Origin of the sequence: Mesorhizobium sp. CAU 1741 (genome assembly GCF_039839275.1) — a bacterium.
Lineage (GTDB): Bacteria > Pseudomonadota > Alphaproteobacteria > Rhizobiales > Rhizobiaceae > Aerobium.
The window spans coordinates 381,483-400,832 of the sequence record NZ_JBDOQP010000001.1 but is presented as its reverse complement, the minus strand read 5'-3'; the positions used below and the strand labels follow the sequence as shown (position 1 = coordinate 400,832).

Genomic DNA, 19,350 nt, shown 5'->3' with positions numbered 1-19,350 from the left:
GGATGGCTCTCGACACCTACAACAAGAAGCGCGACTTCACCCGCACGACTGAACCCAAGGGCGCGCCGGCAAAGCAGCGTGGCAACAGCTTCGTCATCCAGAAGCATGACGCCCGTCGCCTGCATTACGATTTCCGCATCGAGATGGACGGGGTCCTGAAGAGCTGGGCCGTCACGCGCGGTCCGAGCCTCGTCCCCTCCGAGAAGCGCTTGGCAGTCCATGTCGAAGACCATCCACTCGACTATGGTGATTTCGAAGGCACCATTCCTCAAGGAGAGTATGGCGGCGGCACCGTCATCGTGTGGGATCGCGGGACGTGGACCCCCATCGGCGACGCCGACAAGGGTCTGAATAAGGGCCATCTCGAATTCGAGCTGAAGGGCGAAAAGCTCGGCGGCAGATGGCATCTCGTCCGCATGGCCAGACGACCGCGTGAAAAACGCGACAACTGGCTCATGGTGAAAGGTGACGATGACGCCGCAAGGACCGAAAGCGATCCGGACATCCTCGAGGAACGTCCCGAATCCGTGAAGACGGGACGCGTCATCGCGGATGTCGAAGGCGAGGATCCCGGCTGGTCGTCGAAAACCGGAAAGATCAAGAAGACGCCCAACGCCCCCGTGCCAAAGGGATCGAAGAAGGCCGCGATGCCGGATTTCATCCCGCCACAGCTTGCAACGCTCAAGCCGCAGGCGCCGATCGGAAAAGGCTGGGTGCACGAGATCAAGTTCGACGGCTACCGGCTGCAGGCACGAATCGAAGAAGGCAAGGTTGTGCTGCTCACCCGCTCCGGGCTCGACTGGACACACAAGTTCGGCGAGGCCGTGCCAAAGGCGCTTGCGTCTCTGCCGGCCAGGCAGGCGATCATCGATGGCGAACTCGTGGTCGAGGCATCGGGCGGCGCGTCGGACTTTTCGGCATTGCAGGCCGACCTGAGCGAAGGCCGCAACGACCGGTTCGTCTACTACGCATTCGACCTGCTCCACCTCGATGGCCGCGATCTACAGGCGGCCACGCTGGTCGACCGCAAGCGCGCCTTGGCGGACTTGCTGAACAATGCGCCCGAAGCCCTGCGCTACAGCGAGCACTTCGAGGAAGATGGCGACATGGTGCTGCGCCACGCCTGCCGGTTGAGCCTTGAGGGCGTCGTCTCCAAGCGCGCCACCGGCAAGTACAATCCGGGCCGGGGGCGCGACTGGATCAAGTCCAAGTGCGGCGACCGGCAGGAGATGGTGATCGGCGGCTTCGTGCCGTCGTCGACTTACAAGGATGCCATCGGCTCGCTCGTGCTTGGTGTCTTCGAAGATGGGAAGCTTCGCCATGCAGGGCGGGTCGGCACCGGCTTCAGCCGCGCCGTTGCCGAAGACCTTTTCGCGCGTCTCGCCAAGCTTGAACGCACGAAGTCTCCATTCTCCGGCAAACTCGATGCGAGTGCTCGCCGCGATGTGCGATTCGTTGATCCGAAGCTCGTCGCAGAGGTCGAGTTCCGCGACTGGACGGCCGACGGACGGCTGCGTCATGCGTCCTTCCGCGGCCTGCGCGAAGACAAGGCCGCCAAGGAGGTTGTGCGCGAAGGCGTGGCTTCCCCCAAGGCAAGGAGCAAATCAAGGGAAGCCACACCGTCGAAAGTGACACTCACGCATCCGGACCGCATCTACTGGAAAGATGCCGGCGTGACCAAGGAAGGGCTCGCCAGCTACTATGCCCAGGTCTGGCGGTTCATGGCCCCGCACCTGGTCTCGCGTCCGCTTGCGCTGTTGCGCTGTCCGCGTGGCATCACTGAAAAATGCTTCTTCCAGAAACATGCCTGGCAGGGCATGAGCAAGGAAATCCTGACCGTCGTCGATCCCAAGGACGATGACGAAAACGAACTCATCGCCATCGACTCGCTCGACGGGTTGATCGGCCTCGTGCAGGGCGCGGTGCTCGAAATTCACACATGGCAGGCAGCGCTCGACGACCTCGAAAAGCCCGATCAGATCGTCATGGATCTCGATCCGGCCGAAGACGTGCCATGGGAGCGTGTGCAGGACGCGGCGCGTCAGGTGCGCGAGCGGCTGCAAGGCGCCGGGCTCCCGGCCTTCGTCAAGACGACCGGTGGCAAGGGCTTGCATGTCGTCGCCTCCCTCAAGCCGAAAGCCGACTGGAAAGCGGTGAAGGATTTCGCCCACGCCATTGCCGACGAGATGGAGGCCGACGACCCCGACCAGTTCATTGCCAGGGCGAGCAAGGCGGATCGAAGGGGCAGGATATTCGTCGACTACCTGCGCAACGGACGCGGCGCGACGGCGATTGCGCCCTATGCGACGCGGGCACGCGCCGGTGCCACCGTCTCGATGCCGCTCGACTGGGACGAACTGGTACCATCGATCGGCGCCGACCATTTCACGGTCGTCAACGCCATGACACGTCTGGACAATCTGCGGTCTGATCCATGGGCGGACTTCCGCAAGGCAGCCGTGCCACTCGACGTAAAGAAGGCGAAAGGCAGACGCTAAGCGTCAGCGCGACTTACCGCCCTTCTTCTCCGCCTCGACGCTCTTGCGCAGCGCATCCATGATCGAGACGACATTGTCGCACGTGTCGGCTTCTTCAGCGGGCTTCTTTGTCTTCTTCGCTTCGGGCTTCTGCTTGCGCTTCTTCGCCGCGATGATCGATTTGAGCTTCTTCTGCACCGGGTCTTCGACCATCGCCGGATCCCAATCCTTGGTGCGCTCGTCGATCAGCGTCGAGATCAGCTTCATCGCCTTCGAATCCGGCTTGCCGTCGTCTATGCCGGAGAAATAATCCTCGGCATCGCGAACCTCGTCGCCGTAGCGCAACGTCCACACGACTATGCCCTTGTCGCGCGGCTCCAGCATCACCGCGCGCTCTCGCCGGTACAGCACCAGACGCGCGATCCCGACCATGCCTGTTGATGCCATTGCATCGCGGATCACCGTGAAGGCTTCCTCGGCGATCTTGTCGTCCGGCGTCAGGTAGTGCGGCTTGTCGAGCCATATCCAGGCAATGTCGTCGCGAGCGACGAACATGTCGATGTCGATGGTTCGCGTGCTTTCGAGCCCAACCGCGTCGAGTTCGTCGTCTTCGAGCAGCACCAGCTTGTCTTCGGCCACCGGGTAACCCTTGACCTCGTCGCTCTCGCGGACCGGCTTGCCGGTAACGTCGTCGACATAGCGGCTTTCGATGCGGTTGCCGCTGGCGCGGTTGATGGTGTGGAAACGCACCTTGTTCCGTGTCGATGTCGCTGGCATCATCGCGACCCGGCAGGTGACAAGCGACAGCCTGAGATAGCCCTTCCAGAAACTGCGCGGCGCCATCAGAAAAATTCCGTTTAAAGACGGTGAACGCCGCCGCCTGGCCGTTCGTTCCGGGGCCCGTGCGCGCTTATCGCAGTGTGCGGCATTCTGCGTATTCTCGTCGGCGCGATTTGTTGCTACGAGAAGCACACGAGAGGGAATTGCATTGGGTTACTTCCGCCAGAAGTCATGGAGCCTGGGGTTCGCGCTGGTCGCGGCATATATGCTCGTGCTTCAGGCCATGCTGGGCGCCTTCGCGATGGGCGCCGCCAGCGCCTCGCCGATGCTCGACGTGTTCGGCAATCCGCTGTGCATCACCAGCCAGGACACGGCCGCCCAATCCGACGGCGATCGCGACCATGGCGCCCTGCCCGATTGCTGCGGCAGTGCATGCAGCATGTTTGCGCCGCTGACCGTCGAGGACCGCACGCCGCATTCACTGCCCAATCCGCTGCCGTTTGCACTGCACGTCGAGTTCAGCTCCGACGCAACCGTCGTCCTATCCGCTCCCGATCACGATCCGGGCAATCCCCGCGCTCCTCCCGTCACGCTCTGAGAGCGCCGCTCTACGCGGCATGTCCGGACGTCACTTGTGTGCCCGCAAACCAGCGACGGCACCAAAAGGAGCTATCACATGTCATTTTCCACAGGTGGCGCACTGCGCGCCATAGCATCACCCCTGTCGCGCTTTCGCTCTGTCGAAGAGCGCATCGGAATCCTCGGCTTCACGCTCGCCCTCGTCTTCGCCATGTCCCAGTCGCTCTGGGCACACGAATTCAAGGTCGCCGATATCGAGATTGTCCATCCTTGGTCGCGCGAGACACCCGCGGGCGCCAAGGTTGCCGCCGGCTATCTGTTGGTCAGGAACAACGGCACCGAAGACGATCGACTCGTCTCGGTGAGCGGCGAAATCGCCAACAGAACCGAAATCCACGAGATGGCCGTCGACGACAAGGGCGTCATGACCATGCGCCCGCTTGGCGAAGGCATCGAAATCCCCGCCGGCGGCGAAGTCGAACTCAAGCCGCGTTCCTACCACGTCATGTTCATGGACCTTCGACAAGCGCCCAAGCAGGGCGAGAGCTTCGCCGGAACGCTGACCTTCGAGAAGGCCGGCACCGTCGACATCGAATTCTCGGTCGACGCGATGGGCGGCGCAAGCACGCACATGGACCATGACGACCATGGCGGATGACAAGGCGCTGCGTCGGCTTCGCAGGTCAATCGCCGCGCTCGGCCTCACCGCGGTCCTTCTCATCGGTGCCACCGCCTGGCTGGTTTTCAAGCCCGGCGGCCCTCTGGTTGCCGACGCGACCGACACGGTCGAGATCGGCGGCCCGTTCAGCCTGACCACCCATCACGGTGAGACGCTGGCGGACGTAGACCTCGAGGGTGCGCCATTTGCGGTGTTCTTCGGCTTCACGCATTGCCCGGAAGTCTGCCCAACGACGCTGTGGGAAATGTCGGAGACACTCGGCCAACTGGATGAGGAGGCCGACGGCTTTCGCATGCTGTTCGTCAGCGTCGATCCGGTACGCGACACGCCGGAGTTGATGGCGAGCTATCTTCAGTCCTTCGATGACCACATCGTCGGACTGACGGGCAACGAGACGGAAGTCGCGGCGCTGGCGAAGGCCTATCGGGCCTATTGGCGCAAGGTGCCGCTGGAAAACGGCGACTACACGATGGACCACACCGCCTCCGTCTACCTGATGGATGCGGAAGGCCGGTTCGTTGGCACCATTGCCTATGAGGAGGACCAGGAAACACGCCTGGCCAAGCTCAGAAACCTGCTGCGCGGCTGACCGGTCGCGCATCATCCAAATCCACACAGTCAGAAATGCCGGCCCCGCGCCGGCACGCTAAGGAGACATGATCAATGTTGAAGCAATTCGTCACGACCGCGGCCCTGCTCGCGGTCAGTGCCACCGCGGCCCTCGCGCACGTCACCCTTGAAACAAGGGAGGCTCCCATGGGCTCCACCTACAAGGCGGTGCTGCGGGTGCCGCATGGCTGCGAGGGCCAGCCGACCAACGTGGTACGGGTCCGCATTCCCGAAGGCTTCTTTGCCGTCAAGCCGATGCCGAAGGCCGGCTGGACGCTCGAGAAGATCGTCGGCGCCTACGAAAACACCTACGTCAACCACGGCACCGAGGTGAGTGAAGGCGTGAAGGAAGTCGTCTGGAGCGGCGGCAACCTTCTCGACGACGAATATGACGAGTTCGTCGTACGCGGCTCGCTTGCCGACAGTCTCACGGCTGGCTCGACGCTTTATTTCGCGGTCGTGCAGGAATGCCCGGAAGGTCTGGCCGAACGCTGGATCGAGACACCCGCCGAAGGCCAGTCCACAGGTGATCTAGAAATGCCTGCGCCGAGCCTGAAACTGCTGGAGAAGACCGGCGGTCACTGACGCCATGAAGGTGGCCGGCAGCCCCTGCCGGCCACCCCGTTCATCTGAATTGAGGGATCAGCGACGATGCGTCTTGTGAAATGCCTTCTGCTGGCCCTGTTGTTCTGGCCGGCCACCATCGGTGCCGCCGCCGCGCATGCGTCGCTGACGTCCAGTAAGCCGGCCGATGGCGTGGTGATGAAAGACGCACCCTCGGGCTTCAGCCTTTCTTTCAGCGAGCCGGTGTCGCCCCTTGCGTTGTCGTTGATACGCCCCGACGGCACGACGATCCCGCTCGAACAGCCGGGCGCGCGCGGCAATTTGCTGGAAATGGACGCTCCCGCTGCACTGACAGAAGGCACCCACGTCCTCACATGGCGGGTCGTTTCCCTCGACGGCCATCCGGTCGCGGGATCGGTCGTCTTCTCCATCGGCGAACCCAGCGCTGCGCCGCCGGCAGTCTCGGAGCCCTATGACACCCACGTGCGCCTAGGCCTCTGGCTGAGCCGGATCGCACTTTACATCGGCGTCTTCGTTGGCCTCGGCGGTGCAGTGGCCGTCACATGGCTTCATGCCTCGTCACGCTCGGGACAACATGTCGTCGCATCTGCTTTGGCAATCGGCTTCGTCGGCACGGCGCTGTCTCCCGGATTCCAGGGGCTCGATGCGCTTGGCGCCACCCTTGCGCGCTACACCGACCCGACAATCTGGTCGACTGGTCTCCAGACGAGTTATGGCTGGACGGTGATCGTCGTGCTCGTGGCACTTTTTGCCTCGGGTCTTTCGCTTGCAACCAGGTCGATCGTCCTGTCGCGTCTGCTTTCAGCCGGTGGTCTTGCGCTGGGCGCGACGGCTTTGGCACTTTCCGGCCACGCGAGTGCCGCCGAGCCGCAATGGCTGACGCGCCCGGCGGTCTTCTTGCATACCGCCACCATTGGGCTCTGGATCGGCGCTCTCGCCCCACTGGGTGTGGCACTCTGGCGCGGCACGGAAGATGCCGCCAGCGCCTTGCGCGCCTTTTCGCGTTTCATTCCCGTCGCGGTCGCAATTCTGATCGCCGCCGGTCTCGCCCTCACGATTATCCAGGTGCAGCAGCCGTCGGCACTCTGGCGCACCGACTATGGCCGTCTCCTGCTTGCCAAGCTGGCGCTTGTGATCGCGCTGTTCGCGCTCGCCTGCATCAACCGCTGGCGGTTGACGCTGCCTGCTGAAGCAGGCGAGGCAACGGCGCGTCGCCGTCTGGCGCGGATGATCGCTGCTGAGACCGCCATCGCATTGCTCATATTCGGCATCGCCGCCGGCTGGCGCTTTACCCCGCCTCCTCGCGCGCTGGCCATCGCCGCTGCCCAGCCGGAATCGATTCACATCCACACAGAAGATGCCATGGCGGACGTAACCGTGACGCCGGGCCGCGCGGGGCCTGTGAGCGTCTCGGCCGTAATCATGACCGGCGAGTTCGGCCCTCTCGACGCCAAGGAACTCACCTTCGTGTTCTCCAACCCGGCTGCCGGCATCGAGCCATTTCGACGCGAGGCACAGAAACCCGGCGATGGAAGCTGGCGTACCGACGACGTCGTCCTGCCGGTAGCCGGTGTCTGGACCCTGCGCCTGGACATACTCGTCACGGATTTCGACCTTGTCCGCATAGAAGGTGACGTCTCGATCCGCCCGTAAACCCCGCCGCAAGCGCGTCGAAACCTGCATCAATCTTTCCTGCATTTTTGTTATTGCATTTTTTTGCAATCAATAATATGTATCGATTCATACCGCACAGCGGCAATGAATGGCGAAAGAGGACCTATCGATGCACCGCAAACCCGACGTGACCGGCTTCTTCGACAAGCGCACTTTCTCTATCCAGTATGTCGTCGCCGATCCCGAGACCAGGAAGTGCGCCATCATCGATCCGGTGCTCGACTACGACGAGAAGTCCGGCACCACGGCGACGATCAATGCCGACGCGATCCTGGCGTTCGTTGCCGGCAAGGGCTATGAGATCGAGTGGATTCTCGACACGCATCCACATGCCGATCACTTCTCCGCAGCCAGCTACCTGAAGCAGAAGACCGGCGCTCCGACAGCGATCGGCGACAGGGTCGTCGACGTGCAGAAGCTGTGGAAGGGCTTTTATAACTGGCCGGACTTCCCCGCTGACGGGTCGCAATGGGACAAGCTTTTCGCCCACGGCGAGACTTTCAGTGTCGGCAACATACCGGCGAAAGTGATGTTCTCCCCCGGCCACACACTTGCATCGATCACCTACGTGATCGGCGACGCGGCCTTCGTGCACGATACGCTCTTCATGCCAGATGGCGGCACGGCCCGCGCCGATTTTCCCGGCGGCAGCGCAAAGGCTCTGTGGGCGTCGATCCAGGATATTTTTTCATTGCCGGACGACACGCGCGTTTTCACCGGTCATGACTACCAGCCCGGCGGGCGCGAGCCCCGCTGGGAATCCACCGTCGCGGAGCAGAAGGCCACCAACACGCATATGTCGGTCTACAAGACCGAGGCTGAGTTCGTCGCTGCGCGCGAGGCGCGCGACAAGACGTTGCCGATGCCCAAGCTCATTCTCCATGCCCTGCAGGTCAACACCAACGCTGGAAGATTGCCCGAACCCGAGGCGAACGGCCGCCGCTACCTCAAGATACCGCTCGATCTTCTTGAAGCGGCCTGGGACTGATCATGGACCCAAACGCCCTCTCACCGGAAACCAGGCACATGAAGGAAAGGGTCGACGAAGCGTCGACCTTCCTCAAGAAGCTGTCCAATCCCGATCGCCTGCTCGTTGCCTGCGCCTTGGTCGACGGGGAGCGCTCGGTGCGCGAATTGGAAGACGGGCTCGGCATTCGCCAACCCGGCCTTTCCCAGCAGATCGCCGAACTGCGCGAGGCCGGCCTCATCGCCGGCCGCAAGGAGGGCAAGCAGGTCTTCTATCGGCTCGCCGATCCCCGCGTCGAAGCGTTCATCACCACCATGCACCGCCTGTTCTGTGAATAGGCGCGAAACCTCGAGGAAACACGCATGACCGAGTTCACCCCCTGGATGTCGCTGCTCGGAGGAGCGCTGATCGGCCTGGCCGCCGTGCTGCTGATGGCGCTCCACGGCCGCATCGCCGGCATGACCGGCATTCTCACCGGCATCATACCGCCCCTCGCCTCCGATTGGGGCTGGCGCGCCGCATTCCTCGCCGGCGCGGTCGTGGCCCCAGCGATCATCGCTGCAACTACCGGTCTGGAGATACCGTTCTCCAGCCCCACTCCCGCACCGTGGCTGATCGTCGGCGGCTTGATCGTCGGCGCTGGCGTCTATTTCGGCTCGGGCTGCACGTCCGGCCACGGTGTCTGCGGCATCGCACGGCTGTCGCCGCGTTCGATCGTCGCGACGCTGACCTTCATGGCGGCGACCGCCATCACCGTCTTCATCATTCGTCACGTCGCAGGAGGCCTCTGATGTCCCGCATTCTCTCAGCACTCGTCATCGGCCTTGTGTTCGGCGCGGGGATTGCTGTTTCCGGCATGATCAATCCCGCCAAGGTCCTGAACTTCTTCGACCTCGCCGGCACCTGGGATCCCTCGCTTGCCTTCGTCATGGGCGGCGCCCTCATCGTCACCGCGATCGGCTATCGTTTTGTCCTGAAGAACCCGGCGCCGATTTTCGATAGGCGGTTCCATCTGCCGACATCCCGCGCGATTGACCTACCGCTGCTCGCGGGCTCCGCGACCTTCGGCATAGGCTGGGGCATCACCGGCTTCTGCCCCGGCGGCTCCATTCCCGCCCTCGGCCTCGGCCACGGCGAAGCATGGCTGTTCGTCGCATCCATGGTCGCCGGCATCGCCCTCGCGCGGCTTTCGCGGCAGATCATCTCCGCCCGCACGACGCGCCCCGCCTGAACGGAACGCTACGGCTCTGACATTGCAAGGAAGACAATCATCATGAAACGGATCGACGAGCATTTTTCCGTCGACGGCCAGATCCAACCGGACCAGGTCGCCAAACTGGCCGCGCAGGGCTTTACCGCCATCGTCTGCGCCCGGCCGGACAATGAGGATCCGGGCCAACCCTCCTTCGCCGAGATCGAGCGCGAAGCCCGCAAGCATGGCATGAAGGCAGCACATGTGCCGGTCGCCACCATGCCTCCCACGCCGGAGCAGATCGAACAGTTCCGCACTGCGATGTCCTCGTTCGACGGTCCCGTCTTCGGCTATTGCCGCTCTGGCGCGCGCGCGACCGCGCTCTACTCGGCGCGGTAGCCTCCGCCTCCTGTGCAGCATCCACTCCGCCGCGCGTCTCGCACGCGGCGGACGACCAGCCTCGCCCCCTCCCCTGACCCGGTCCCATGTCCAGCCTGACCCGATATCTGCCCGTCCTTCAATGGAGCCGCACCTATGACGGCACCGTACTTGCCAGCGACCTTCTGGCGGCGGTGATCGTCACCATCATGCTGATCCCGCAGTCACTCGCCTATGCGATGCTCGCCGGTCTGCCGCCCGAGGTCGGGCTCTACGCGTCGATCCTGCCGCTGGTCGCCTATGCCATTTTCGGCACCAGCCGGACGCTCGCGGTTGGACCGGTCGCGGTCGTCTCGTTGATGACCGCATCCGCGATCGGCGAGGTTGCGGCGCAATCCAGCGTCGGATACCTGGCGGCGGCGGCCTTGCTGGCGCTGCTGTCCGGCGCCATGCTGGTGCTGATGGGTGTGTTCAGGCTCGGCTTCCTCGCGAATTTCCTGTCACACCCGGTCATCTCCGGCTTCATCACCGCATCCGGCATCCTCATCGCGGCCGGCCAGATCCGGCACATAGTCGGCGTTCAAGGCAGCGGCGACACGCTGCCGGAGATCGCCCACGGGCTCGCCGGCCAGTCCAACGCTCCCAACCTTGTTGCGCTTGCCATTGGCGCGGGCGTGCTTGCCTTCCTCGTTTTCGCGCGCACGCACCTCAAGCGATTGCTGAGGATCGTGGGGCTCCCCGCGCGGGTGGCCGACATGACCGCCAAGGCAGCGCCGATCCTCTCGGTTGCGGTCACCATCTTCATCGCTCAGGCCTTCGACCTCGGCGCGGAGGGCCTGGCGCTGGTCGGCGCGATTCCGCAGGGTCTGCCTGCGCTCGGCCTGCCGGCATTCTCGCTCGACCTTGTCGGCACGCTCGCGCTGCCCGCCTTCCTCATTTCGGTGGTTGGCTTCGTCGAGTCGGTGTCCGTTGGACAGACACTCGCCGCAAGGCGCCGCCAGCGCATCGAGCCCGATCAGGAACTGATCGGCTTGGGCGTTGCGAACATCGCGTCCGGCATGTCGTCCGGCTATCCCGTCACTGGCGGCTTTGCCCGCTCGGTCGTCAATTTCGATGCCGGAGCCCAGACGCCCGCGGCCGGCGTTTTCACCGCCATCGGTATTGCCGTCGCCGCGCTGTTCCTGACGCCGCTCCTGGCCAGTCTTCCACAGGCAACCCTGGCGGCAACCATCATCGTCGCGGTGCTCTCACTTGTCGATCTCGGCGCGATCCGCCGTGTCTTCGCCTACTCGAAATCCGATTTTGCCGCGATGGCCGCGACGATCATCGTCACGCTCGGCTGGGGCGTCGAGCTCGGCATCGTCGCCGGCGTGCTGCTCTCCCTGCTGCTGCATCTGTACCGCACCAGCAGGCCGCACATGGCGATCGTCGGACAGGTGCCCGGCACCGAGCACTACCGCAACATTGATCGCCACGACGTCATTACCTGCCCCGAAATCCTGTCCGTGCGCGTCGACGAGAGTCTCTATTTCGCCAATTCGCGCTTTCTCGAAGACCGCATTGCAGCGCAGGTTGCCGAGCGGCCGGCGCTCAGCCACGTCGTGCTGATGTGTTCCGCCGTCAATGCCATCGACGCATCGGCGCTCGAAAGCCTGGAGGAAATCAACCACCGGCTCGGCGAGGCAGGCATCGGGTTCCATCTGTCGGAGGTGAAGGGGCCCGTGATGGACCGCCTGCGCAACACGCAGTTTCTCCAACACCTCCACGGGCGGGTCTTCCTCAGCCAACACGAAGCCGTGTGTGCACTGCGTACGGAAAGCTAGCCCGCATCTGGCCTCTCGCAAGACGAAAGGGTATGCGTGGCGCGACTTCTGCGGCATTGGCCCGCGCGCATTCGCATTCTCGGGAAGCTCATGAACGCTCTGCATGGATGGTACCGGAGGCATCGTGGCCATCGACTGGTGCGCGCGGCCTTGTTCATCCTGGTCACGGCGCAATTCGGCTTTGCGTTGGCACAGGTCATGTCCGTCATGCTGGCGCACACCGTCTGGCTGGCCGATCTCGCCAACTTCATTCGTCTCCATCTGCTCATCATCGGGGTCGGGCTGCTGGTCATCGGGTTCTTGTTGCCGGTCCGCTGGGCACGCATCGGCGGTGTTCTTGCGCTGGCTTCCGCGCTGCTGCCCTACACACTCCTGCCCTCCCCGGCGCCATGGCTGGGCGGCACGCCGTTTAGCGTTGTCTCCGCCAACCTTCTGGTCGGCAATCCCAACATCGAAGGTTTCATGTCCATCCCGGAGGTCACCAGCGGTGACATCCTGGTCCTCCAGGAGGTGACACCCGACTGGCAGGACGCGCTGTCGCAGAGCGGCCTCTGGCCGTTCGAGAGTGATCGCAATCTGCGCGCCCATAGCGACATGAAGGTTTTCAGCCGTTTCGAGATCACCAGCGAAGAAACCGTGTCTCCCGACAGCGGCGATACCGGCGGCCGACATCCGCGTAGGCTCGAACTGATCGTCGACGGACGGCCGCTCGTTCTGTATGCGGTTCACACGCAGACCCCGCGCAGCCTTTCGATGTGGCGCGAACGCAATGCCTATTTGCGTGACCTGGAGCTCAGCCTCCATGGCGAGCCCCCGGGGGCGCAGGTGATCGTCGCCGGAGACTGGAACACGCCGAGCTGGTCGCCGTTTCTAACCGATCTCCTCCGCTCGACGGGATACCGCACCACGGAATCGCGCTGGTGGCCGCTGCCGACCCGTTTCAGCGTTCGCTTCGCTGCTCTGACCCAACTGGGAAGCCCGATCGATCGCATCGTGGTTTCGCCCGACGTGGGGCTGGAGAGCGTAACGACCGGACCGAATTACGGCTCCAACCACCTGCCGGTCTTCGCGCGACTGACTTTGCCGTGAGACACCTCAATGCTCGTGGCGGCACAGGGCGTGGTCGGCAAGCGACCGGATGATATAGCAGTCGCGCACATGGTCGCCATGCGGGCGCGTCGTCATCCGCCGCAATTCGTCCTCCAGAACCGTCAACCGGGCGATCTTGTCCTGCACGCTTTGGAGCTGACGGCCGGCAATCTCGTCGGCCTGTGCGCACGGGCATTCCGGATTGGCGCTGAGATCGAGCAATTCGCGGATCGCGTCGATCGTAAACCCGAGGTCACGCGCATGTTTGATGAAGGCCAGTCGATCGCGATCCGACGGTTCGTAGCGCCGCTGGTTACCCTCGGAGCGCCCGGCGGCCGAGATCAGCCCCATCTGCTCGTAATAGCGGATCGTCGGCACCTTTACGCCGGTCGATCGTGACAATTCACCAATGGCAAGCATCGAATTCTCTCCAAGCTCCCTTGTTATTGTGACTTACAGGAGCATTTTCAAGCGTGAAGCCTTGCCGGCTTCGGATCTCTCATCGACTCGCATCGGCGATTTCGCGTGTGACGACAACGGCATAGCCTCTTGAGTTTCGGCGCATTGCCGTGGAAGATTGGTCCATGGGCCTTGGAATGGCCCGCGCGGAAGAGGGAGCGCGCTATGTTGGAAGGCAAGGCGATGGGTGTCGATGGGTCGGAGGCGGTCAAGCTGGATCGTTCCAACTTCTCGCAGGCCACCCGCACGCTTCCAGCCCGGGCCCGCATGGTCATGGCTGTCGGGATGGAAATCCCGCGAGGCACGCTGACGGTGCGCACGCCCGAAGGCCTGCTGTTCAAGCTCGGCGGCAATGGGCCTGGCCCGGATGCCGAGGTAATCCTGAAGAACTGGAACCTGCCTGGCCGCGCGTTCTCCGGCGCCACGATCGGTGTGGCGGAATCCTATATGGACGGCGACTGGGAGAGCCCCGACGTCACGTCGTTCCTCGAACTCTTCGTCGTCAACGAAGATGCGGGCGAGCGCGTGGCAGGTGGTGCAAGCTGGCTGGTCGGCACGATCCAGCGCATCCGCCACTGGCTCAACGAGAACACCCGCACCGGTTCGCGGAAGAACATCTCGGCGCATTACGACCTCGGCAACGCCTTTTACGGAAAGTGGCTCGATCCTTCGATGACCTATTCGTCGGCGCTGTACGACGGCGGCGCCAACGACCTCGAAAGCGCGCAGGCGGCCAAGTATCGGGCGCTGGCGCAGGATACCGGGATCGGGCCCAACGACCACGTCCTGGAGATCGGCTGCGGTTGGGGCGGCTTCGCCGAGTTCGCCGCGCGCGAGATCGGCTGCAGGGTCACCGGCCTGACCATCAGCCGCGAACAGCACGACTTTGCCAGTGCACGGATCGCCAAGGCCGGCCTGTCCGACAAGGTCGACATCAAGTTCCAGGATTACCGCGACGAGACCGGCACCTATGACCGCATCGCCTCGATCGAGATGTTCGAGGCGGTCGGCGAAAAATACTGGCCCGTCTTCTTCGGCAAGGTGAAAGACAGCCTCAGGGCTGGCGGCAGCGCCGGCATGCAGATCATCACCATCAAGGAACACGCGTTCGAGCGCTACCGTGCCCGGCCCGACTTCATCCAGCGCTATGTCTTTCCAGGCGGCATGCTGCCCACGCCGTCCATCCTCAAGCGGCTTGGCACGGAGCACGGGCTGACCTTCGCCCGCGAGAGGATTTTCCCACAGGACTACGCACGCACCCTCGCCGAATGGCGGTCGCGCTTCTGGGGCTCCTGGGAAAAGATCGTGCCGCTCGGCTTCGACGAGCGCTTCAAAAAGCTGTGGGAGTTCTACCTGCACTACTGCGAAGCAGGCTTCCGCGCCGAATACATCGACGTGCGCCAAGTGGTCTACAAGGCCTGACGCGACCGACGGTGGCGGAACGAGAAGCGAACGTCAGGGTCCCGGATCAGATCCGGGACCCTCAATACGCCTACAACGTGATGCGGTATTTCGCGAACCCATCGGCGCCTTCGCCCGCTGCTTCGATGGTCACACCCTTGACGTCCGCAATGAAGGCTTCGGCCTTTGGCCCGGTCTCGAAGATCACGGTGGTGCCTTCCATCGGCGCGAACGTCCAGTTGGCATCGGCCGACGGGTTGATGGTGCCTTGCTCGACGATGTAGCGCACGATCACGTCGCGATTGGTGTCGGGTGCTTCGAACACCACCTTGTCGGCGCCGATATCCGGGAAGCTGCCGCCGCCACCCGCGCGGTAGTTGTTGGTCGCCACCACGAAACGGGCTTCCGGATCGATCGGCGCCCCATCGAATTGGAGGTCGACGATACGGTGCACGTCGGCATTGGCGATCTCTCCCTTGGGTGAGTATCGGGCCGGCTGCGATAGGTCGACCTTGTAGGTAACGCCGTCGATGACGTCGAAATTGTAGGACGGAAACTCGGGATTGATCAGCGGCTGGTCGCTTCCGCCCGCCTCGACCTGATTGAAGATGCCGACCGACATCTCCAGCCACTCCTTCACCTGGGCGCCGGTGATCACCACCGCCTGTACGGTGTTGGGATAGAGGTAGAGGTCGGCCACGTTCTTGATCGCCACGGTGCCGGCCGGCACGTCGGTATAGTATTCCGGACCGCCTCGCCCGCCTGCCTTGAATGGAGCGGCCGCCGACAGCACCGGCAGGTCCTTGTATTCCGTATCCTTCAGCATGTCGGTGATGTACCAGATCTGCGCCTGGCTCACGATCTGGACCGACGGGTCGTCGGCGACGAGCGCGAAGTAGGAATGCAGCGGTGCCGACGTTTCCCCGACGGCTGCGCGCACATAGGCAAGCGTCGCCTCGTGCTCTTCCTGAGCCGCGGCCTCTACCTCAGGCTTGCTGTCGACGAGCGCCTCGGTCTTGCCGTCGACGCGCTGCGAGATCGGCCGCGCCTCCGAGGTTGAACCGACCACGCGCCATGCGTTGCCGTCACGCTCGAGCATCAGGTCGATGAGGCCGAGATGCGAGCCCCAGAAGCCACCCATCACCGCAGGCTTGCCGTTGATCGTCCCCGCTCCGTTGTCGAGCCCTTCGACGCCGTCGAATTTCGGCCCGGGGAAGTCGAGATGGCTGTGGCCGGTGACCACGGCGTCGATGCCGTCCACCCCGGCGACGAGGATCGAGGCGTTCTCGAGATTTTCCTCATATTGCGGCGTGCCCATGCCGGAGTGGGACAGGGCAATGATGATTTCCGCGCCCTCTTCCTTCATCTGCGGCACCCACGCTTCCGCCGCCTTGACGATGTCCCGCGTCATCGCCTTGCCGGCCAGGTGCTTGGAATCCCAGTTCATGATCTGTGGCGGCACGAACCCGATCAGGCCGATGCGGATCGGGTGCTCGTTGCCGGCGCCGTCGGTGACGGTCCTGTCGATGATGACATAAGGCTTGAGGAACAGGTCGTCGTCACGGCCATTGGCTGCAAGGCTGCCCTTGGTGACGTTGGCGCACACGACCGGGAAGTCGGCGCCGGCGATCGTGTTCATCATGAAGTCGAGCCCGTAGTTGAACTCGTGGTTGCCCAGCGTCGAGGCCTCGTATCCCAGCACGTTCATCGCCTTGATGACCGGGTGGACGTCGCCTTCCTTCATGCCGCGCTCATAAGCGATGTAGTCGCCCATCGGGTTGCCCTGGAGGAAGTCGCCATTGTCGACGAGGATCGAGTTCGTCGCCTCGGCGCGGATCGTGTCGATGATCGTCGCGGTGCGTGCGAGACCCATCGTGTCGTTGGGCCGGTCGCCATAATAGTCGTAGGGAAAGACATGGACGTGCAGATCGGTGGTTTCCATGATGCGCAAATGCGCCTGGTTGGCCTGTGCGCGCGCGGAGAAGGGATGCAGCATCACGAACGCCCCGGTGGCGGCCGAGCCTGCCAGGAATGAACGCCTGGAGATGGAGGGAAGCATCGCGGGCATTGTCGGTCTCCGTCGGATCGGTTGTCAAAGGCTGAAGCGCATGAATGTCGCGCTGTCGATCGCGCGAGTCCAGCAGCATTCGATGACGGGTTGATGAAATTTCACCGGCTATTGAAGGGCCGGAATGCGGCAATCGCCTGATCGCTCAGGCGGCGTTTCCACTCTGCCGCGATTGCGGAGCCGCTTCTGCGTCCGGTTGCAGCATGCGCTTTGCCTCGCTGGCGAAAAAGATCGGCAGTTCCTCGGGCGGCATCGGGCGCGCGAAGAGATAGCCCTGGAGGCTGTTGCAGCCGAGCCCCTTGAGAAAGGCCGCCTGCTCGGCGGTCTCCACCCCTTCGGCCGTGACATGCAGGTCGAGTGCACTGCCGATGGCCAGGATGGACTTGAGAATGCTCACCGCCCGCCGCTCGCTCCTGTCGCGCGCCACCAGCGACTGGTCGATCTTGAGCTTGTCGAAAGGCACGTCCTGCAGCGAGGAAAGGCTCGAATAGCCGGTGCCGAAATCGTCCATCGCCACGGTCACCCCGAACGCCTGCAGCCGTTTGACGGTCCTGCGCACTCGATCGACGCCGCTGAGGAAGGCACTCTCGGTGATCTCGAGTTCGAGGCGTTCGGGTTTAAGCCCGGATGCCCGCAATGCCTGCAGAACATTGGCGCCAAGATCGTCGCGGTCGAGTTGCCTTGGCGAGATGTTGACCGCAACGCCGATAGCCTCCGGCCAAGCAGTCGCCTGCCGGCATGCTTCCTGAAGCGCCCATTGCCCGATCTGTTGGATGCTTCCCGTCTGCTCCGCGATCGGGATGAACTCGCCCGGCGACACGAACCCGAAGCGGGGATGACGCCAGCGCAACAGCGCCTCCATGACCAGTGCCCGGCCGGTGACCGCATCCACTATCGGCTGGAAGTAGAGGGTGAACTCACGGCGATCAACGGCATTGCGCAAGTCGCGTTCGAGAATCTTTCTATAGGAATAGGCGACGCCGTCTTCCGCGCTTGCGAGATGCACGCGGTTCACGTCGTCGGCCTTGGCGTTGTAGAGCGCGATGTCGGCAAGCTGCATGACGGCGTGCGCGTTCTGCCCGTCGTCCGGCATCAACGCGATTCCGGCGCTGGCGCCGATGCGAAAAAGTCCCGCCGTGGCCTCGATCGGGCGCGAGACCGCCGAGACCATCGATTGTGCCAGTTGCCGCACCTCCGCGCGCTGCGTGCCCGCCGCAATCTCCAGTATGGCGCCGAATTCGTCACCGCCCATGCGCGCGAGGAAAGCGCCCGCCGGCATCTCCGCGACCATCCGCTCGTAGGCCGCGCACAGCACCTCGTCGCCCGCCGCATGGCCTGCGGTATCGTTGACTGCCTTGAAGTCGTCGAGATCGAACTGGATCAGTGCGAACCTCCGCCCCTCGCGGACCACCGCCTTGCCCACGCGTTCCAGTTCGCGGTTGAAAGAGGCGCGGTTGGCACCGCCCGTCAACGCGTCATGATGAGCCAAGAAGGTCAGTTCGCGCTCGGCGCGCCGCTTCTCGGTAATGTCGCGCGCAATGCCGCGATAGCCGGTGAAACTACCGTCGCGGGCAAGGCTCGGCGAGCCGGAGACCAGCCAGCAGCGCTCTTCACCCTTCTGGACCAGCGATACCGCCACGTCCCGGAACGGCACCCGCGCCCGCATGCGGCGCACCACATCCAGCGCGCCGGCGTCGATCTGTCCGTCAATGGAAAAGGCACGCGTCAACACCTCGTCGATGTCGATATTGATCATCGGGTCGGACGGCAGTGTCGGCTTGCTGCGGAACCGGGCGGAAACAGGCTGGAATCGCAGGTCGGCATCGGTGTGCCATAGGCGGTCGCGCGCGTTTGCCTTGAAGTCGTCGAGCATCACGCCGATCAGATGCTGGTGATCCTCCACTTCCACCATCGCACGGGTGCGTTCGGAAAAGGCGCGCCAGTAGTGGCCCAGCGTCAGCGGAAACGCGATCAGGTAGAGCACCGTCATTTCCAGGAGGAACGCGTGCTCCGCGATGCCGTTTGCCGCAAGCGTCACGATCACCTGCAAGACCACCGGCAGCACGAAAGCGACGACGGCGGAGGGCACCGCGGCAAGCACCAGCGGCGCGGAACTGACAAAGGCGATCAGGAATATGGTGATGACGTGGCGCGCACTTGCATCGGCAGAACCGTAGAACAGCGTCGCGAGCGCGCCCCACTGGACGCCATAGAGAAAGCAGATCGCCATGGCGCGGCGGTGTGCGTAGTCGACCTGTCTCGGGGTCGGGAGTTGAGGCAGGTTTCGCCGCGTCAGCAGGTCCACTGCAACGAGTGCGATTGCAGCCACCAGCCACGCGGTGACACCCGGATTGCCTAGATTGCCGAGTTCCCACCAGATCAGCAGGCTGCCCGCCGGGCTGCAGATCATCGGTATCGTATGCAGGGCCTGTAGGGCCTGGAGACGGTCTATACGCAGCGCCGCATCGAAAGCTGACGTCTCAGCGTTTCGACGAAAGTCTCTTCGTAGTTCCTCGAAGAATGACATTCGACGTCCGTTCGCGCACCACGGGCCATGATGACCCGTACCCCCAAGGGGGCATTCGCGCAC

The 19,350-nt window shown here is 63.6% G+C and carries 18 protein-coding genes; 14 read left to right on the top strand and 4 right to left on the bottom strand.

Going from position 1 to position 19,350, the window contains the following annotated elements; translation table 11 throughout:
- The first annotated feature begins 2 nt into the window (after positions 1 to 2).
- Entirely contained in the window at positions 3 to 2,498 is a 2,496-nt protein-coding gene (gene ligD / locus AAFN84_RS01885; protein WP_347512714.1) for a DNA ligase D, read from the top strand.
- 3 nt (positions 2,499 to 2,501) lie between these two features.
- Here the strand turns inward: ligD and AAFN84_RS01880 are convergent, their stop codons facing one another.
- Positions 2,502 to 3,320 carry a Ku protein gene (locus AAFN84_RS01880; protein ID WP_347512713.1) on the bottom strand — a complete coding sequence of 273 codons (819 nt, stop codon included), beginning with the start codon at positions 3,318 to 3,320 and terminating at the stop codon, positions 2,502 to 2,504.
- A gap of 145 nt (positions 3,321 to 3,465) precedes the next feature.
- Here AAFN84_RS01880 and AAFN84_RS01875 point away from each other — a divergent pair, with 145 nt between their 5' ends.
- The 12 genes from AAFN84_RS01875 to AAFN84_RS01820 all read left to right on the top strand — a co-directional run bounded on the left by AAFN84_RS01875 (position 3,466) and on the right by AAFN84_RS01820 (position 12,832).
- Entirely contained in the window at positions 3,466 to 3,855 is a 390-nt protein-coding gene (locus AAFN84_RS01875) for a hypothetical protein (RefSeq protein ID WP_347512712.1), read from the top strand.
- A gap of 78 nt (positions 3,856 to 3,933) precedes the next feature.
- Complete coding sequence (locus AAFN84_RS01870; protein ID WP_347512710.1) at positions 3,934 to 4,494, top strand: copper chaperone PCu(A)C; 561 nt, start codon at positions 3,934 to 3,936, stop codon at positions 4,492 to 4,494.
- Positions 4,484 to 5,104 carry an SCO family protein gene (locus AAFN84_RS01865; protein WP_347512709.1) on the top strand — a complete coding sequence of 207 codons (621 nt, stop codon included), beginning with the start codon at positions 4,484 to 4,486 and terminating at the stop codon, positions 5,102 to 5,104. Before AAFN84_RS01870 ends, AAFN84_RS01865 begins: the two co-directional genes overlap by 11 nt.
- A gap of 74 nt (positions 5,105 to 5,178) precedes the next feature.
- Positions 5,179 to 5,709 (top strand): YcnI family protein, encoded by a 531-nt coding sequence (locus AAFN84_RS01860; RefSeq protein WP_347512708.1) that lies wholly within the window; start codon positions 5,179 to 5,181, stop codon positions 5,707 to 5,709.
- Positions 5,710 to 5,775: 66 nt separating this feature from the next.
- Positions 5,776 to 7,362, top strand: coding sequence for a CopD family protein (locus AAFN84_RS01855; protein ID WP_347512707.1), 1,587 nt, complete (start codon positions 5,776 to 5,778; stop codon positions 7,360 to 7,362).
- Positions 7,363 to 7,492: 130 nt separating this feature from the next.
- Positions 7,493 to 8,371, top strand: a complete 879-nt coding sequence (locus AAFN84_RS01850) for an MBL fold metallo-hydrolase (RefSeq protein WP_347512706.1) — start codon at positions 7,493 to 7,495, stop codon at positions 8,369 to 8,371.
- A 38-nt stretch (positions 8,372 to 8,409) separates the two neighbouring features.
- On the top strand, positions 8,410 to 8,688 hold the full coding sequence (locus tag AAFN84_RS01845) for a metalloregulator ArsR/SmtB family transcription factor (protein WP_347512705.1): 279 nt from the start codon (positions 8,410 to 8,412) through the stop codon (positions 8,686 to 8,688).
- Positions 8,689 to 8,712: 24 nt separating this feature from the next.
- Positions 8,713 to 9,141, top strand: coding sequence for a YeeE/YedE thiosulfate transporter family protein (locus AAFN84_RS01840; protein WP_347512703.1), 429 nt, complete (start codon positions 8,713 to 8,715; stop codon positions 9,139 to 9,141).
- On the top strand, positions 9,141 to 9,581 hold the full coding sequence (locus AAFN84_RS01835; protein ID WP_347512702.1) for a DUF6691 family protein: 441 nt from the start codon (positions 9,141 to 9,143) through the stop codon (positions 9,579 to 9,581). Before AAFN84_RS01840 ends, AAFN84_RS01835 begins: the two co-directional genes overlap by 1 nt.
- A gap of 42 nt (positions 9,582 to 9,623) precedes the next feature.
- Entirely contained in the window at positions 9,624 to 9,941 is a 318-nt protein-coding gene (locus AAFN84_RS01830; RefSeq protein ID WP_347512701.1) for a TIGR01244 family sulfur transferase, read from the top strand.
- 86 nt (positions 9,942 to 10,027) lie between these two features.
- Positions 10,028 to 11,743 (top strand): sulfate permease, encoded by a 1,716-nt coding sequence (gene sulP, locus AAFN84_RS01825; protein ID WP_347512700.1) that lies wholly within the window; start codon positions 10,028 to 10,030, stop codon positions 11,741 to 11,743.
- Positions 11,744 to 11,833: 90 nt separating this feature from the next.
- Complete coding sequence (locus AAFN84_RS01820) at positions 11,834 to 12,832, top strand: endonuclease/exonuclease/phosphatase family protein (RefSeq protein WP_347512699.1); 999 nt, start codon at positions 11,834 to 11,836, stop codon at positions 12,830 to 12,832.
- Positions 12,833 to 12,838: 6 nt separating this feature from the next.
- Here the strand turns inward: AAFN84_RS01820 and AAFN84_RS01815 are convergent, their stop codons facing one another.
- Positions 12,839 to 13,252, bottom strand: a complete 414-nt coding sequence (locus AAFN84_RS01815) for a helix-turn-helix domain-containing protein (RefSeq protein ID WP_347512697.1) — start codon at positions 13,250 to 13,252, stop codon at positions 12,839 to 12,841.
- A 204-nt stretch (positions 13,253 to 13,456) separates the two neighbouring features.
- Between AAFN84_RS01815 and AAFN84_RS01810 the strand changes: the two genes are divergently transcribed.
- A complete protein-coding gene (locus tag AAFN84_RS01810) occupies positions 13,457 to 14,713 on the top strand; it encodes a cyclopropane-fatty-acyl-phospholipid synthase family protein (protein WP_347512696.1) in 1,257 nt (418 codons plus the stop codon).
- 70 nt (positions 14,714 to 14,783) lie between these two features.
- On the opposite strand, the gene AAFN84_RS01805 is transcribed toward AAFN84_RS01810, so the two are convergent.
- Positions 14,784 to 16,760: a bifunctional 2',3'-cyclic-nucleotide 2'-phosphodiesterase/3'-nucleotidase gene (locus AAFN84_RS01805; protein WP_347512694.1), complete on the bottom strand. Its 1,977-nt coding sequence runs from the start codon at positions 16,758 to 16,760 to the stop codon at positions 14,784 to 14,786.
- 145 nt (positions 16,761 to 16,905) lie between these two features.
- A complete protein-coding gene (locus AAFN84_RS01800) occupies positions 16,906 to 19,170 on the bottom strand; it encodes an EAL domain-containing protein (protein ID WP_347512693.1) in 2,265 nt (754 codons plus the stop codon).
- Between the last annotated feature and the right edge of the window lie 180 nt (positions 19,171 to 19,350).

Bases quoted from the DNA above. Each gene is read 5' to 3' on its own strand.
- ligD (WP_347512714.1), top strand. From the start codon at position 3: ATGGCTCTCGACACCTACAACAAGAAGCGCGACTTCACCCGCACGACT.
- AAFN84_RS01880 (WP_347512713.1), bottom strand. From the start codon at position 3,320: ATGGCGCCGCGCAGTTTCTGGAAGGGCTATCTCAGGCTGTCGCTTGTC.
- AAFN84_RS01870 (WP_347512710.1), top strand. From the start codon at position 3,934: ATGTCATTTTCCACAGGTGGCGCACTGCGCGCCATAGCATCACCCCTG.
- AAFN84_RS01865 (WP_347512709.1), top strand. From the start codon at position 4,484: ATGGCGGATGACAAGGCGCTGCGTCGGCTTCGCAGGTCAATCGCCGCG.
- AAFN84_RS01860 (WP_347512708.1), top strand. From the start codon at position 5,179: ATGTTGAAGCAATTCGTCACGACCGCGGCCCTGCTCGCGGTCAGTGCC.
- AAFN84_RS01855 (WP_347512707.1), top strand. From the start codon at position 5,776: ATGCGTCTTGTGAAATGCCTTCTGCTGGCCCTGTTGTTCTGGCCGGCC.
- AAFN84_RS01850 (WP_347512706.1), top strand. From the start codon at position 7,493: ATGCACCGCAAACCCGACGTGACCGGCTTCTTCGACAAGCGCACTTTC.
- AAFN84_RS01845 (WP_347512705.1), top strand. From the start codon at position 8,410: ATGAAGGAAAGGGTCGACGAAGCGTCGACCTTCCTCAAGAAGCTGTCC.
- AAFN84_RS01840 (WP_347512703.1), top strand. From the start codon at position 8,713: ATGACCGAGTTCACCCCCTGGATGTCGCTGCTCGGAGGAGCGCTGATC.
- AAFN84_RS01835 (WP_347512702.1), top strand. From the start codon at position 9,141: ATGTCCCGCATTCTCTCAGCACTCGTCATCGGCCTTGTGTTCGGCGCG.
- AAFN84_RS01830 (WP_347512701.1), top strand. From the start codon at position 9,624: ATGAAACGGATCGACGAGCATTTTTCCGTCGACGGCCAGATCCAACCG.
- sulP (WP_347512700.1), top strand. From the start codon at position 10,028: ATGTCCAGCCTGACCCGATATCTGCCCGTCCTTCAATGGAGCCGCACC.
- AAFN84_RS01820 (WP_347512699.1), top strand. From the start codon at position 11,834: ATGAACGCTCTGCATGGATGGTACCGGAGGCATCGTGGCCATCGACTG.
- AAFN84_RS01815 (WP_347512697.1), bottom strand. From the start codon at position 13,252: ATGCTTGCCATTGGTGAATTGTCACGATCGACCGGCGTAAAGGTGCCG.
- AAFN84_RS01810 (WP_347512696.1), top strand. From the start codon at position 13,457: ATGTTGGAAGGCAAGGCGATGGGTGTCGATGGGTCGGAGGCGGTCAAG.
- AAFN84_RS01805 (WP_347512694.1), bottom strand. From the start codon at position 16,760: ATGCCCGCGATGCTTCCCTCCATCTCCAGGCGTTCATTCCTGGCAGGC.
- AAFN84_RS01800 (WP_347512693.1), bottom strand. From the start codon at position 19,170: ATGATCTGCAGCCCGGCGGGCAGCCTGCTGATCTGGTGGGAACTCGGC.